The organism is Planctomycetaceae bacterium (genome assembly GCA_041398785.1).
Lineage (GTDB): Bacteria > Planctomycetota > Planctomycetia > Planctomycetales > Planctomycetaceae > JAWKUA01.
On record JAWKUA010000008.1, the window covers coordinates 23,101 to 37,877 of the forward strand.

11 protein-coding genes are annotated in these 14,777 nt (G+C 60.3%); 6 read left to right on the top strand and 5 right to left on the bottom strand.

Annotation, left to right across the window (positions count from 1 at the left end; all coding sequences use genetic code 11):
• Nucleotide 1: 1 nt before the first annotated feature.
• From R3C19_11010 to R3C19_11025, 4 genes are all read right to left on the bottom strand, one after another.
• The gene (locus R3C19_11010; protein ID MEZ6060885.1) at nucleotides 2–1,018 is read right to left on the bottom strand and encodes a DMT family transporter; all 1,017 of its coding nucleotides are present in this window, start codon (nucleotides 1,016–1,018) and stop codon (nucleotides 2–4) included.
• 1 nt (nucleotide 1,019) lies between these two features.
• Nucleotides 1,020–1,454 (bottom strand): hypothetical protein, encoded by a 435-nt coding sequence (locus R3C19_11015; protein MEZ6060886.1) that lies wholly within the window; start codon nucleotides 1,452–1,454, stop codon nucleotides 1,020–1,022.
• Nucleotides 1,451–2,407, bottom strand: coding sequence for a TIGR01777 family oxidoreductase (locus R3C19_11020; GenBank protein ID MEZ6060887.1), 957 nt, complete (start codon nucleotides 2,405–2,407; stop codon nucleotides 1,451–1,453). Before R3C19_11020 ends, R3C19_11015 begins: the two co-directional genes overlap by 4 nt.
• Nucleotides 2,408–2,837: 430 nt before the next feature.
• Nucleotides 2,838–4,109: a beta-ketoacyl-[acyl-carrier-protein] synthase II gene (locus tag R3C19_11025; protein MEZ6060888.1), complete on the bottom strand. Its 1,272-nt coding sequence runs from the start codon at nucleotides 4,107–4,109 to the stop codon at nucleotides 2,838–2,840.
• A gap of 187 nt (nucleotides 4,110–4,296) precedes the next feature.
• Between R3C19_11025 and R3C19_11030 the strand changes: the two genes are divergently transcribed.
• The 5 genes from R3C19_11030 to R3C19_11050 all read left to right on the top strand — a co-directional run bounded on the left by R3C19_11030 (nucleotide 4,297) and on the right by R3C19_11050 (nucleotide 10,715).
• Nucleotides 4,297–6,393: a prolyl oligopeptidase family serine peptidase gene (locus R3C19_11030; protein ID MEZ6060889.1), complete on the top strand. Its 2,097-nt coding sequence runs from the start codon at nucleotides 4,297–4,299 to the stop codon at nucleotides 6,391–6,393.
• Nucleotides 6,394–6,435: 42 nt separating this feature from the next.
• On the top strand, nucleotides 6,436–7,239 hold the full coding sequence (locus R3C19_11035; protein ID MEZ6060890.1) for a DUF4058 family protein: 804 nt from the start codon (nucleotides 6,436–6,438) through the stop codon (nucleotides 7,237–7,239).
• Nucleotides 7,240–7,295: 56 nt separating this feature from the next.
• Complete coding sequence (locus tag R3C19_11040) at nucleotides 7,296–7,910, top strand: hypothetical protein (GenBank protein ID MEZ6060891.1); 615 nt, start codon at nucleotides 7,296–7,298, stop codon at nucleotides 7,908–7,910.
• A 239-nt stretch (nucleotides 7,911–8,149) separates the two neighbouring features.
• Nucleotides 8,150–9,835 (top strand): cation:proton antiporter, encoded by a 1,686-nt coding sequence (locus tag R3C19_11045; protein MEZ6060892.1) that lies wholly within the window; start codon nucleotides 8,150–8,152, stop codon nucleotides 9,833–9,835.
• A gap of 67 nt (nucleotides 9,836–9,902) precedes the next feature.
• Complete coding sequence (locus R3C19_11050) at nucleotides 9,903–10,715, top strand: ankyrin repeat domain-containing protein (protein ID MEZ6060893.1); 813 nt, start codon at nucleotides 9,903–9,905, stop codon at nucleotides 10,713–10,715.
• 62 nt (nucleotides 10,716–10,777) lie between these two features.
• Here the strand turns inward: R3C19_11050 and R3C19_11055 are convergent, their stop codons facing one another.
• Nucleotides 10,778–11,347, bottom strand: a complete 570-nt coding sequence (locus tag R3C19_11055; protein ID MEZ6060894.1) for an SRPBCC domain-containing protein — start codon at nucleotides 11,345–11,347, stop codon at nucleotides 10,778–10,780.
• 189 nt (nucleotides 11,348–11,536) lie between these two features.
• On the opposite strand from R3C19_11055, the gene R3C19_11060 reads away from it, so the two are divergent.
• Nucleotides 11,537–14,746 (top strand): M28 family peptidase, encoded by a 3,210-nt coding sequence (locus tag R3C19_11060; GenBank protein MEZ6060895.1) that lies wholly within the window; start codon nucleotides 11,537–11,539, stop codon nucleotides 14,744–14,746.
• Nucleotides 14,747–14,777: the final 31 nt, after the last annotated feature.

A 14,777-nucleotide genomic window follows, 5' to 3' on the forward strand; every position in this document is an offset into this window, starting at 1 on the left:
ATCACGTTCGGTCCAGTGCGGCCAGGCCCAGCATGGTCAGCACGATACCCGCAACCATCGAAGCGGTCAGCGGTTCCGAAAACACCACGACGGCTCCCACAGCGCACATGGCATTCTGCGTGGCGTTGATCACGTTGACCCGGCTGATGCTCATCAACTTGAACGCGTAGGTAACACAGAAGAAAGCGAACGCGTTGAAGCTGCCGGCGACCAGAATCATCGCCCATTCACCACCCGTTACGGTTCGCAGCTCATGGAGTCCCAGCATGGCAAATCCGGTTGTTCCCAGCAGGATTGTGCCAGTCGTGCCGAACACGACCAGCGTGGATTCCACCGGCAGCTTGTCTCGCACGTATCGCCGGATCACGACTCCGTTGACGCCGTAGCTCAGGCCGGACACGATTGCGATGGCGACTCCGATGACGGAATTGATGATCCGTTCGGAATCGGTCGCAGCCGTCAGCTTCTCGCCTCCGGCCGCCGCGGTGGATTCGTCGGTTGCCGCCGTCGACAGAGCGACGATGGCCAGCGTCATAAGCAGCATCGCGACAATGGTTCGGGGCGTCACGGGGTCACCCAGAAATGTGCGGCCCAGCAGTGCTCCGGAAATAATGATTCCGGCGAACACCAGCGGAACGGTGATGGCCAGCCCGATAAACCTGAGAGCCGTCTGAAATCCGACATTGCCGCCGATCTGCATCACCAGCGCCGCAGCGATCAGCGGCAGCAGAAGCTGTTTCGGCGGCAGCAGGGCCTGCCCCGGAGCACGATTCTTCAGCACCAGAATCCACGCCAGGCAAGCTGTGGGCACCGCCTTCCCCGCCGAAACCCAGATGTCCCACCCCTGGCCCCCGTGAGCCCCCGAAAGATCCCTCAGCGCCAGATTCGTGACCGAATAGCCGATGGCCGAGATCAGCGCCAGCCACGCGCCGCGCTGGGATTCCGGGATGCGATTGAACAAGAGGCTCTGCCGAAAACGCAGCGTAACGCGGGAAACAGAAAGAGGTCGCAGCGGCATGTTATCGAAGTTGTCGCGTCACTGCTTCGCTGTCTCCTGTTGATTTGTGAAAAGCGCTTCGCAGGATAGCGGCAAACGGCAGCCACCAGACCACATCGTTCAGCGGCAGCAGCCACAAGACGCGCGATGAAATGTCGCCCTGCCAAACCGTCCACGCCATCCCCATCGGTCCGAGAATTTTTCCCAGCAGCCCGATCGCCACAACGGCCCAGTGCTGACGCGGATCTGTCGAAGCGATCCCGTAGCCGATCCCGAACAAGAGGATGACCAGCCCGGTACCCTGCCAAAGGTGAACGTCAACCACGGGCTTTTCGAAACCGTAAACGTCTGCGGATGACGCCGGAAACAGCATGATACCGGCGCCCCAGGCGATGCAGTGGACTGACGCCAGTCGCAGAGTCCACACGTGCCATGTCACGCGTTCGCGTGGGTTCATCGACGATCCAGTTCGAATCTCAGGCATTCTTCCAGATCACCATGGTCGAATTGAAAACCGCTGCGCTGAAGTCTTTCCGGAATCACGCGAGTACTCGCCAGAAGCAGCTCGTCCGCCATTTCTCCCAGCACCAGCCGGGCCGCGAAACCGGGCAGCGGAAACACGGTCGGGCGATGCAGCACTTTGCCCAGAGTCCTTGTGAATTCGCCATTGGTAACCGCACCCGGAGTCACAGCGTTAACCGGTCCGGCAATCGAATCGTTGTCGACGCAGTAGGTGACGGCACGGGCCAGGTCGGCGAGTCCGATCCAGCTCATGTACTGGCGTCCCGATCCGACGACTCCGCCGACGCCCAGCCGGAACGGCAGCAGCATTTTCGCAAGCGCTCCTCCCCGCGGACTCAGCACTACGCCGATTCTCACGCAGACGACTCGCACGTCCAGCTTCTCCGCAGCCATCGCTTCGGTCTCCCACTGCCGGCAGACGTCCGCGAGGAACCCGCTGCCGGCATCCGATGACTCAGTCAGTTTCTCGTCGCCGCGGTCGCCGTAGTAGCCAATCGCCGACGCGCACACCAGCACTTTGGGGCGCTGCTGCACGGCCGCGATGGATTGGACCAGGCTGCGAGTTCCCTGCACACGGCTGTTGCGAATCTTCGCCTTCCGTTTTTCGTTCCAGCGCCCGCCGGCGATGTTTTCCCCGGCCAGGTGAACGACCGCGTCGACGGATTCCAGCCGGCCGGGATTGATGAGTCCCGAGTTCGGATCCCAGCGAATGGAATCTTCGTACGCCCCGCTTTCGCCGCGAGTAATCGCGACGACTTTGCGACCTTCAGACGCGAGGTTTTTCGAAAGCTCGCCACCCACCATCCCGCTGGCTCCGGTGATCGCGACGGTGGTGAGCCCCGAAGACACGGCGGCGGTTTGCGGATCGGTCGATGTGGAGCCGGACATGGTGTTTCTCCTACTGGGGCGGTGATGTGGAACCCTGTGTTTGTAGACATCATGAGCCCGGATTCAAGATTCTGCATCCGATCATCACGTCATACCGTTGTGCCCACAATTTCCCGAAACGCCGTCACGACGGAACTTCGTTCGATGTGTGAACTGTTTCCCCGAGGCTGGGCGATTCGCCGGCCGGTTGGGCCTGAACCGCCGGCAAAGTCGTGGCCTAACCGGACCGATGCGGTCACCGCGAATGTTACGACGTCTCTCTGCCCGTACCAGGGCTCCCGCCTCGCTACTCGTTCCAGGGCTCCCGCCCAGGAACGAGACGGAAGAAATGAACGCAGAGCCCCGGAACGAGACGGACGCTGGGTCCTGGCACAAGTAGTCTGCCACGCAGCGGGCTCACGCACTGACGCCGGAACGCAACGGGCCGTTTTTATTCTCGCTGCAACGCGGCATCATCCACTCGTTTGGCCACCAGCGACACGTTGTGGCCGCCGAATCCAAAGCTGTTGTTGATGGCGAAATCGACGGTCGTCTGCCTGGCCTGATTCGGGATATAGTCCAGGTCGCAATCCGGGTCCGGCGTTTCGTAGTTGATTGTGGGCGGCAGGACGCCGCGAGCCAGAGCCAGAGCGCAGGCCGACATTTCAACCGCGCAGGCCGCTCCGATCATGTGGCCCAGCATGCTCTTCGTCGAACTGACTCGCAGTTTCGACGCGTCGTCGCCGAAGACGTTCTTCAGCGCGACGGTTTCCATCGAGTCGTTGTATTTCGTGCTGGTGCCGTGAGCGTTGACGTAGGTACGGTCAGCGATTTCGGCGGGATTCAGGCCGGCCGCGTCCAGAGCCATCGTGATTGCCTTGATTGCCTTGCGGCCTTCCGGATCAGGCTGCACCAGGTGAAAAGCGTCGCTGGTACTGCGGCCGCTGAGCACTTCCGCCCACGCTTTTCCGCCGCGTTTTCGCAGATGGTCCTCCGTTTCAAAGACCAGCACGGAGGCTCCTTCGGCCATGATGAAACCGGACCGGTCCGCATCGAAGGGACGCATCGAACCTTTCGGGTCGTCATTACGATCGCGGCACATGGCCTTCATATTGACGAAGGAGGAAATCCCGAGCCTCGTCAGTGACGCTTCGGTTCCGCCGGTAATGACGAAATCCGCTTCACCGCGGCGCAGGTATTCCGTCGCGTCGATCATGGCGTGACCGGACGACGAACAGGCGCTGCTGCACGTGTAGGCGGAACCGTGGATGCCGAAGGCCAGGCTGATGTTTCCCGGAGGAGCATTCGGCATCAGCATGGGAATGGTGAACGGGCTGACTCGCGACGGACCTTTCGTCAGCAGGCGTTCCATTTGAAATTCGTAGGTCTCCAGCCCCGCCAGACCGGCTCCGATGATGACGGCCGCGTTTTCGCCGATGTCCGATGTCGGCAAACCTGCGTCTTCCAGCGCTTCGTGAGCCGCATAGACGGCGAACTGGCTGGCTCGGTCCATCTTCTTGGCGGCCACCAGGTCGTTGACGTTGACTCTGTCCAGATTCAGGTCGCGGACTTCACCACCGATCGTGACAGCCATCTCGCGAACGTCGTGGTCTCGCAACTGATCCAGGCCGCTAATGCCGGATGTCAGGTTCTTCCAGAAGGTTTCACGGTCATTGCCCAAACAGGTTGCGAACCCGATTCCGGAGATAAAAATACGTTGCATAAATCTGACTTCCGAGGTCCCTTCCTTGCAAAACCGTACTACAGCAAACAAAAACGCGGCTGCAACGTCCGGACGAGCCAAAACGCTGAATCGTCGGTTTTTTTGCGGGTTGCTGGCAGGCGGAAACTCGCGCTGGCAGACTCACGGGATCCCGCCAACCGTTCGACACTGAATTCGGAGCCGATCCATGCGATTTACCGTGGTCCCGCCAATCGTGCTGCTGTTGCTGACAACCGGAATTCCCGCCCTTGCCGACGGCGAAGGGGACAACAATCCCACCACGGTGCGACGTATTCCCGCGGAAGGCATCGACGTTCCGGCTGATCGCGAAGCCGCTCTGCGATCGCAACTGGACGCGCTCCAACAGCACATCGCCGAACTGAAACAACGAAACGATCCGACCACCAGCGAACTTCTGCCGGACGTGATGATCTTCGAACGAGCCGTCCGGGTGGCTCTGGACTACAACGAATTCTTCGACCCGAAAGACATCGACAAGGCCGACGAACTGCTGGCCGAAGGAATTTCGCGAGCCGAACAGCTTCTCGACGGCAAGCCGCAGTGGCCGGAACAAAGCGGACTGGTCGTGCGAGGCTACATCAGCCGCATCGACCACACCGTGCAGCCATACGGTCTGGTGATGCCGAAAACGTACGCGTTCAATCACAGCGTGCCGACTCGCTGCGACATCTGGTTCCACGGCCGTGGCGAAAAGCTGAGCGAAGTGAATTTCCTGTGGGAACGAATGCACCGACCGGGCGAGTTCACTCCGGACCACACCATCGTGCTGCATCCGTACGGCCGCTATTCGAATGCGTTCAAGTTCGCCGGCGAAACGGATGTGCTGGAAGCTCTGGAAGACGTGCAGCGGCGATACCGCATTGACGAAGACCGCATCAGCGTGCGAGGTTTCTCGATGGGCGGCGCAGCGTGCTGGCAGTTCGCCGTCCACTATCCCGATCGCTGGTTCGCTGCGAATCCGGGGGCCGGCTTTTCGGAAACGCCGCAGTTCCTGAAGTTCTTCCAGAAGGAAACGCTGAACCCGACATGGTGGGAAAAGAGATTGTGGCAGGTGTACGACTGCGACAAATACGCGCTGAATCTGCTGCACTGCCCAACGATCGCGTACAGCGGTGAGAACGACATTCAAAAACAGGCGGCTGACGTGATGGAAGCGGCATTGACGGAACTCCATGTTCCGCTCCGTCACATCATCGGTGCCGGAATGGGACACAGATTTGACGATCCGTCGAAGCAGATGATCGAAGCCAGCATAACTTCGCTGGCGAAACAGGGCCGGGTATCGCCGAAGGTCGATCTGCGATTCACGACGCCGACTCTGAAGTACAACCGCATGCACTGGCTGACGATCGACGGCCTGGAACGGCACTGGGACTTTGCCAGTATTTCTCTAAATCACAATTTCCCGCCGCCGTCAACACATCACATGATCGGACGCAGCAAGAACGACCTGTATTGCATTGCGACCAACGTGGCAGCATTCACGCTCGATATTCCGGCGGGAACATTTTCAAACGACGCGGCGGACAATGCTCGCTTCGGTTCGATCTTCACCGTGTGGTTCGACGACGGAAATGGTCAGCCGAAGGACTACGTCAGCAGCGCTGGGATATTCTCAGACGGCTCCGCCCGATTGCAGGCTCATAGGGACGCAAACGGCAAATGGGTCAGCGGGCCGCCGGAACCTGGCCTTCACAAACGCCACAACCTGCAGGGGCCGATCGACGATGCGTTCATGGATTCCTTCGTCTTCGTGCGCCCGACCGGCACAGCAGCAAACGAAGCCGCCGGAAAATGGGCGGCGTCGGAACTTGAACGAGCCATCGAACACTGGCGGCGGCATTTCCGCGGCGACGCTCGAGTCGTCAACGACAGCGATGTCACCGACGAACTGATTCAGTCGGCGAATCTGGTGCTGTGGGGCGACCCTTCGTCCAACAGCGTCATGTCCCGCATCGCCGGAGAACTGCCCGTCAAATGGGACAGCGATCAGATCACCGTCGGCAGCAAGACATACGACGCGACTCACCACGCTCCGATTCTGGTTTATCCCAACCCACTGAATCAGGACCGTTACGTCGTGTTGAACAGCAGCTTCACGTTTCGCGACTATGCCTATCTGAACAATGCTCGTCAGGTGCCGATGCTGCCGGACTGGGCCGTGATCGATCTGAATACGCCGCCTGGTTACGTCTGGCCCGGCAAGGTCGTAGCGGCGAATTTCTTCGATGAACAGTGGCAACTGAAACAGGTCGACCGGTAGTCGGCAGTTCGATCGGGTAGAATCTCTCGCGGAGGATTTTCAATGCCCAGCCCGTTTCCCGGCATGGACCCGTATCTCGAAGCCCACTGGCGAGACGTCCATCAAAGCCTGATCATCTACATTCGAGACGCCATCCGGCCCGGTTTGCCGTCGGACCTGCGGCCGCGGGTGGAAGAGCGTGTTTTCGTGCAGGCTTCGTTCGACGAGTCTCGCACTATCTACCCGGATGTCAGCATTATCGAACGCCACGACCATGATCATTCCGGCGGTGGGACACTGACGGTGACCGATGTCGCGGAACCGATCATCGTGCTGCTGGAGGACGACGAGATCTCAGAGAATTTCCTGGAAATCCGCGAAGCCGGAACCGGCGGCCGGTTGATCACAGTCATCGAAGTGCTGAGCCCTTCCAACCGGTTGCCCGGCCCCGGTCGCGATCAGTACCTCCGCAAACGGACGGAGCTGCAGCAGGGCGGCGTCAACTTTGTCGAACTGGATCTGATTCGCACCGGCGACTGGATGCTGCTGATTGACAAATGGCGACTGGCGAACGATCTGCACACGCCCAACCGAGCGTGTGTCTGGCGCGCCGCGCGGCCGAATTGCGTGGAGTACTATCCGTTTCCGCTGCGACAGCGGCTGCCGTCGATTCGCATTCCGCTGCGGCCGACGGATGAAGACGTCCGGCTGGACCTGCAGCCGCTGATCAACAAGTGTTACGAAAACGGCGGCTACGACGACATCGACTATTCTGTCGACTGTGATCCGCCGCTGACCGGTGACGATGCGGAATGGTCGCGGGCGCTGCTGACCGCGGCCGGACTGCGTTCTGCGAAGAAGCAGTGAGCTGCCGAAACCGGTGTTCCTCCGAATCCGACAGCGATTCACGGTGTCGTTTTTTCATGGCCAGCGTATCGCAAGCTTCATCGGTCGGTTCACAAGTCCGCAGTCACGGCTTTGCTGTCGTTGACAGCGTCCTGGATGCCGGTACCGTCGCTTACTTCGGCCGGCTGGTGGACGACGCTCGATCGAAGTCGCAATCCGCGGAAGCAGTCACCAACAGCAGCGGAACCTACGGGCTGCGGAACCTGACGGATGTCATCCCGGAAGTCGCTGACCTGGTGCGTCATCCGCAGGTCTGCCGCCTGGTCACCGACATCGCTGGCGACGGAGCGTTCATGGTTCGAGCGACGCTGTTCGACAAGACGCCGGGCGCGAACTGGGGAGTCTTCTGGCATCAGGACCTGTCGATCGCGGTTGCATCGCGTCACGACGTCGCCGGCTTCACGTCATGGACTCGCAAGGCCGGAGTGGACTGCACTCAACCGCCAGTCGCGATCATGGAACAGCTACCGCGGTGCGGCTGCATCTCGACGACTGCACGGCGCGCAATGGGCGTTGAGGGTTCTTCCGGGAACGCATCTGCTGCAGCGGCTGTCGCAGGGACAGTCGGATGCCGAACAGGCCGGCGCGAACGGAAATCGTCTGCGAAGTCCCGGCCGGCGGTGTCGTGTTGATGAGACCTCTGCTGCTGCACGCTTCTTCGCCGATGGAGGTGCCCGCGAGTCGCCGTGTGATTCACTTCGAATTCGCCGCCTGCGAATTGCCGGCTCCGCTGGAGTGGAGATATCGGATTGCCTGCCGAATTCGATAATGCTCACCGGACTTGTCCGGAACCGCGCTTTCCCGGAGACTCAGCCGCCATTGAACAACCCAGCGCTTGTCATGAACACGAATCGGACGAATCGGACGTTATATGGGTCCATTTGATCTGCATATCACAAGCACGCTGGGGCTGCTGCTGGGAATGAGTCTTGCGGCCGGCGTGTTCGCGGATCTGCTGCACCTGCCGAAAGTCACCGCATATCTGCTGGTGGGCCTGCTGGTGGGGCCGGGCGTCCTGGATCTGATTCCCGAAGGACAGGTCGATTCGTTTGAGCCGGTTCTGGAACTGGCGATGTCCGTGGTGCTGTTCAACCTCGGCAGTGAATTCACCTTTCGAAGAGTGCGACGATTCGCCGCTCGCTGCCTGGCGATTTCCGCCGGAGAGATCGCAACAACGTTCTGCATCGTGACGATTGGCCTGCTGGTGTTTGGCTATTCGGGCAGCATGGCCGTGCTGCTGGGTTGCCTTGCGATTGCGACCGCTCCGGCCACCACGATTCTGGTTCTGAAGGAGTTTCGATCGGAAGGTCCGGTGACGGACTACACCGGCTTTCTGGTCGCGGTCAACAACTTCGCCTGCATTGTGGTGTTTGAACTGGCGTTTCTGGCCATTCACCTGCTGCAGGGCAAGCTGCAGATTGGTGTCGGCCAGCAGCTTGGCCTGCTGGCGATGGATATCGCCGGATCGATGGCAATCGGAGCGCTCGGCGGAGTCATCGTCAGCTACAGCTGCAGTCTGCTGGCGCGAAGCCGCTGGCTGGTTCTGCTGGTTGCCACAGCCACGTTTCTGCTGGGCATCTGCATCACGCTGGACATCCCCTACATGCTGACGTTTCTGGTCATGGGAGTCACTGTCGCCAACACATCCGACAGCACAGCCAAGATCTCTGAAGAGCTTGATCATCTTTCCGGTCTGCTGGCGGTGCTGTTCTTTTCGGTTCACGGAACACATCTGGACATCCATGCGTTCGCGGATGTCGGCAAGCTGGGAGCCATCTACATTGTCTGCCGCTTTGCCGGAAAGTGGCTGGGTGTGTACTCGGTAGCCCGAATCACGCGGCAGTCGTCGGAGATTCGACACTGGCTGGGAAGTTGTCTGTTCGCGCAGGCCGGAGCCGCCATTGCTCTGGCAACGATTGCCGTGCATCGCGATGCCGAACTGGGCAAGCCCATTCTGGACGTGATCCTGGGATCCGTCGTCGTGTTTGAAATCTTCGGACCGCTGTTCATTCGCCAGTCGCTGCTGCGAACCGGTGAAGTTCCGCTGGCCAAGGCGATCCGCCATACGAGCAGTACTCCGCTGGACCAGGCCCGGTCACTGACCGACCGTTTCCGTTCGGCGATCGGCCGGACGTCACCCGCAACCGTCGGCGGATCAAAGATCAAAGTCAGCGATCTGCTTCGCAAGAGCAAAGGGATTTCTCAGTCGGCGAACTTCGAGGCCGTGATTTCGCACATCGAACACAGCCACGAAAACACGTATCCGGTTGTGGACGACCGCATGCGAGTCGTCGGCGTCATTCGCTATCCGCTGCTCAGCAACGTCATGTTCGACAACAGCGTCAGGGAACTCGTGCGCGCCGAAGACCTGGCGACACACACGGATGCCTTCCTGTATCCCGACGATCCGGCAACGCGCGCCTTCGAATTGTTCCAGGCCGAGACCGACGACTGCATCCCTGTCATTGCCCGGGAAGAACCCCACGAACTTCTGGGCGTTGTCCGACGAAGTGACGTGATGCACGCTCTGATCACACAACATCGACGCAGAAAATAGCATGTCCCGACTGACGTGCTGACAGTTGCCCGCAGCCGCCTGCTTCGCCCCGCGGAAGGTCCGTGAGATGAACATGACACTTCACAACTTCATCGACTTCCACTTTGGTGTGGATGGTGAGTCTGTTTTGCGGCAGCGGCTGGACGCGGGAGAGCCGGTCAACGCGTTTCTCGACGGAGAAACGCCGCTGCACGTCGCCGTGCGCCGACGCCGAAACGGCGCCGCTGAGATCCTGCTGGAATACGGTGCCGAAATCAACCTGAAGAATGCACATGGAAAGACGGCGTACGCTCATGCGATTCGGCGCGGCTTCGTCGAAACGGCGGAACTGCTTTCGTCACGAGGCGCCAGTCCGGAATTAAACGCCGCTGACCGTTTGGCCGTCGCGGTGGTCAGTGGCCGGCTCGACGGTGCGCGTGCGATCCTGGCAGAACACCCGCGCGCTGCCCGAACCGGCAATCCCGAAGAAGATCGCCTGCTGGCTGATGTCGCCGGACGACAGAATTCGGAAGCCGTCATCCTGCTCATCGCGGCCGGCGCCGATCTGGCTGCGCCGGGTCTGGATTCGGGAACGCCACTGCATCAGGCCGCCTGGTTCGGGCAGCCCGCGAACGCCCGACTGCTGATTGACGCAGGAGCCCCGCTGGACATTTTTGACAATGTCCACAACAGCTCGCCGCTGGGCTGGGCGGTCCACGGTTCGCGTTACTCCGGCGATGCCGACCGGCACCAGGCAGCCTACGAGGAACTTGTTCAAATGCTGCTTGATGCCGGGTCATCCCTGCACTATCCGGATCAGCCGGACACGAGCACCTACCTGACCCGACTGCGCACCGACGCGACTCCGGGTGTGCTGGCGCGATTGCCGGAAATTCCGTAAGTCATCTGCGACAGAAGTGTGAACTCCCTCGCAAGAACTCCGCCGTGAGGCAAATCAGCAGCTCATCGCTCGGCGACCGCTTCTTCGGCTCGTTCCTTCAGTCGGCCGAATTGTTCGCCCAGAACGTGATCCACAGGCATGGCCCAGTTGGCAAGTCCGCTCGGGACGAAACCGCCGACGTTGTACGTCACAACCAGTTCGGTTCCAGCGCCTTTTTCTTCGAGAGTCACCGTCAGGACTCCATTCACGCCGTGTTCCTGCAACGGTCCCAGAGCTCCAGACAGCCGCAGCATTCGATTTGGTCGCACATGGATCACCTGCATGTGCTGAACGAAGCCGCCGTCGGGCAGTTTTTCCTGAAACAGACCACCGGGTTCCGCCGTCATCGAAAGATTATTGCTGTCGCCGGAAAATGTATGGTCGGAACTCCACCAGCCCGCGATGTCGACCAGTGTGCGATACACGGTGCTCGGTGCGGCGCTGATCTGGTACGTCTGCTTCAATGCGAATCCGTGTTCCGCAGTTTCCACGACCTCCCCGACAGCCGGTGTTGAGCAGATCAGGAGTGCCGCCGTGATCAGGACACGGCGGTTCGTTGTCGAACGATTCAGGCGACATGACAGGAGCTGCATGGACGGTTTCTCCACGGGACGTTACGGATGGCTGAAGAACTCGTTATCACGACGCCGGAGTGCCCCGGCAATGGTGTTCGCTCTGTTCCGCGCTGGGACGCGGGACCCGCACGGCGCTATAATCGGCGGTGTCTCGCGAACCGGCGTCCCTCTGACGGGAACCAATCACACTGACTCAGGATGCTTTCGATGACTTCGCTTCGTTTTTCCGCTGTGACGCTCGTACTCGTCGCGTCATTGTCCTCACTGTCCGCGAACACCGCAACGGCTCAGGACGACGACATCACGGTGACAAACCCCGCGGCGGCAACAAGGCTGGAAGGACAGTTTCTGTCGCGAACTCGGCAACTGACTTACGAAGGCCGCCGAGCGGGCGAAGGCTATTTCAGCGCCGACGGACAGCGGATGGTCTTTCAAAGTGAACGCGAACCCGGCAATCCGTTCTTTCAGATCTATCTGCTGGATTTCGGCAACGGAGCCACGCGAAGGATTTCTCCCGGCACCGGCAAGACAACCTGCGCCTGGATTCATCCGGATGGCGGCCGGGTTCTGTACGCGTCGACTCAGGACGATCCGGATGCCGTCGCCGAACAGAAAGCCGAAATCGAGCTTCGTGAATCCGGTGCGCAGAAGCGCTATTCGTGGGACTACGACGAATTCTTCGACATCATCGAATATGACCTGTCGAAGGATGCCTACCGTCACCTGACGAACGCTCGCGGCTACGACGCGGAAGGATCGTATTCGCCGGACGGCAGCCTGATCGCCTTCGCTTCGAATCGCTCTGCGTACGAAGAAGCTCTGACCGAAGAACAACGGCAGAAGTTTGAGCTGGATCCGTCGTGGGCGATGGACATCTATCTGATGAACGCCGACGGCAGCGATGTTCGCCGGCTGACGACGACTCCCGGCTACGACGGCGGCCCCTTCTTTTCTCCTGACGGAATCCGCATCTGTTTTCGACGCTTTTCCGAAAACGGCGCCACGGCCGAAATCATGACGATGAACATCGACGGCAGCGACCAGAAGCGCCTGACACACCTTGGAGCCATGTCATGGGCTCCGTTTTACCATCCTTCGGGAAAGTACCTGATCTTTACCACAAACCGTCACGGCTTCGCGAATTTCGAACTGTACCTGATCGATGTCGATGGTCAGCATGAACCCGTTCGAGTCACGCATACGCCGGGCTTTGACGGGCTTCCGGTGTTCACTCCGGACGGAACGCAGCTTTCGTGGACAACAAACCGCACGACGAATAACCAGTCGCAGATCTTTCTGGCGGAATGGAATCATCGGCACGCGCTGGAGGCACTCGGACTGGAAGCTGCGTTGCCGGCGACGATCGCGGAAACTCCGGCCTCGGCGGCGACCGGCCGGAAGCCGCAACAGCGATCGGCGTTCGCCGCGGCCGATGCCGTGCGACACGTCGAGTACCTGTGCCGCCCGCAACTGCAGGGCCGCCTGACGGGAACGCGCGGCGAAAAACTTGCGACGAACTACGTGGCGCTGTATCTGGAAACGCTGGGACTGGAACCAGCCGGCGACGACGACACGTGGTTTCAGGAATTCGAATTCACCTCCGGCGTTTCGACCGGGGAGAACAACCGACTGATTGCCAGTTTTCGACCTGCTGATGAAGTCATCGCGCCGAACGAACAGAGCGATGCCAAACCGGGATCGCAGGCAGATGCGCCAAAAAACGCTGACAGCGCAACACGGAATGCCACCGATCAACTGACCGCGACGAAGAATTACCAGCCCGGCGCTGACTGGCTGCCGCTTGCGTTTTCCGCGACGGGCGAATTCGCACCGGCCGATGTCGTCTTCGCGGGCTACGGAATTCAGGTGCCGGAAGGTGAAGGCTTTGAGGAGTACGATTCCTTCGTGCATCTGGACGTCAAAGACAAATGGGTGCTTGCATTTCGGTTCATGCCGGAGGATCTGACTCCCGAACGCCGCCAGTATTTCGCCCGGTTCAGCAGCCTGCGATTCAAAGCGATGAAGCTGCGCGACATGGGAGCTCGCGGGCTGATTCTTGTCAGCGGTCCGACATCCGGCGTGCGGGAACAGCTGATTCCGCTGCAGTTCGATGGCTCGCTCGCCGGCACAAGTCTGCCGGTGATCAGCGTGACGAATGAAGTTGCGGGGGAATGGCTGAAGTCGGCGGGTCGGGGCCTGGCGACGCTGCAGAAGAAGCTGGATTCGGGCGACCCCGCGATGGGATTTCCGATTCCGGGAGTATCGCTTTCCGCCGTCATCGATGTTCAACAGGAAAGGAAAACGGGCCGCAATGTGCTGGGACGCCTGCAGCTCGGCGACGCTCCCGCGCATGAGATCGTCGTCGTCGGTGCGCACATTGATCACCTGGGAGCGGGATCAAATTCCAATTCCCTGGCGCGCGATGATGAGCAGTCGCAGATCCATTTTGGAGCCGATGACAACGCGTCCGGTGTCGCCGCGATGCTGCAGATCGCGGAAGCGCTGGCTCAGGCGCGCGATGCCGGAGCACTGGCAGGAAAGCGCGACGTGGTCTTTGCTGCGTGGTCGGGTGAAGAACTGGGGCTGCTGGGATCAAGCCACTATGTGAAGCAACTGGAAACGCTGTTTTCTCAGCACGCCGCGGCGCTGAGCGGTTCCGAGCCGGAATCCGATGCACAGAATCCGGACGCACCCGATGTCGAACAGAACGCCGAAGCCAGCGACGACACATCCGGGCCGAATACCGGCGGACTGCACATGTACGTTGCCGCGTGCCTGAATATGGACATGGTCGGGCGCATGCAGGAGAAACTGATTCTGCAGGGAATCGGTTCCTCCACAGCGTGGGACCGGCTGATCGAACAAGCCAACGTGCCGCTGGGTTTGCCGGTCACGCTGCAGCAGGACAGCTACCTTCCCACCGACGCCAGCGTCTTCTTCATGCACGGTGTCCCCATCCTGTCCGCTTTCACGGGCAATCACGGCGAATATCACACTCCGCGCGATACACCCGAAAAGCTGAACTACGAAGGCATTTCGAAAATCGCTCACCTGATGAGCCTGGTTTGCCGCTCGCTGATCGCCGACGAAAAGGCGCCGCTGTACGTGTCGCAGGATCGTCCGAAGGATGGCCAGCGCCGCGCCAATCTGCGTGCCTACCTTGGCACGATCCCGGACTACGCGGAATCTGACGTCAAGGGAGTATTGCTGTCGGGAGTCTCAAAGGGCGGCCCGGCCGACACCGCCGGAATCCAGGGCGGCGACGTGATCGTGATGCTGGCCGGGAGAAAGATCGAAAACATCTACGACTACACGTACGCCATCGAAGCTCTGAAGATCGACCAGGAGGTCGAAATCGTCGTGAAGCGGAACGACGAGGAAGTTCCGCTGAAAGTCACTCCCGGCTCGCGCGAGTGACGTATTCGCCCGCATTGAATGGCTGACTTCT

Excerpts from the sequence above, each read along its gene's own strand:
- R3C19_11035 (MEZ6060890.1), top strand. The coding sequence starts at position 6,436 with ATGCCCAGCCCGTTTCCCGGCATGGACCCGTATCTCGAAGCCCACTGG.
- R3C19_11040 (MEZ6060891.1), top strand. The coding sequence starts at position 7,296 with ATGGCCAGCGTATCGCAAGCTTCATCGGTCGGTTCACAAGTCCGCAGT.
- R3C19_11025 (MEZ6060888.1), bottom strand. The coding sequence starts at position 4,109 with ATGCAACGTATTTTTATCTCCGGAATCGGGTTCGCAACCTGTTTGGGC.
- R3C19_11055 (MEZ6060894.1), bottom strand. The coding sequence starts at position 11,347 with ATGCAGCTCCTGTCATGTCGCCTGAATCGTTCGACAACGAACCGCCGT.
- R3C19_11030 (MEZ6060889.1), top strand. The coding sequence starts at position 4,297 with ATGCGATTTACCGTGGTCCCGCCAATCGTGCTGCTGTTGCTGACAACC.
- R3C19_11020 (MEZ6060887.1), bottom strand. The coding sequence starts at position 2,407 with ATGTCCGGCTCCACATCGACCGATCCGCAAACCGCCGCCGTGTCTTCG.
- R3C19_11060 (MEZ6060895.1), top strand. The coding sequence starts at position 11,537 with ATGACTTCGCTTCGTTTTTCCGCTGTGACGCTCGTACTCGTCGCGTCA.
- R3C19_11010 (MEZ6060885.1), bottom strand. The coding sequence starts at position 1,018 with ATGCCGCTGCGACCTCTTTCTGTTTCCCGCGTTACGCTGCGTTTTCGG.
- R3C19_11045 (MEZ6060892.1), top strand. The coding sequence starts at position 8,150 with ATGGGTCCATTTGATCTGCATATCACAAGCACGCTGGGGCTGCTGCTG.
- R3C19_11015 (MEZ6060886.1), bottom strand. The coding sequence starts at position 1,454 with ATGAACCCACGCGAACGCGTGACATGGCACGTGTGGACTCTGCGACTG.
- R3C19_11050 (MEZ6060893.1), top strand. The coding sequence starts at position 9,903 with ATGAACATGACACTTCACAACTTCATCGACTTCCACTTTGGTGTGGAT.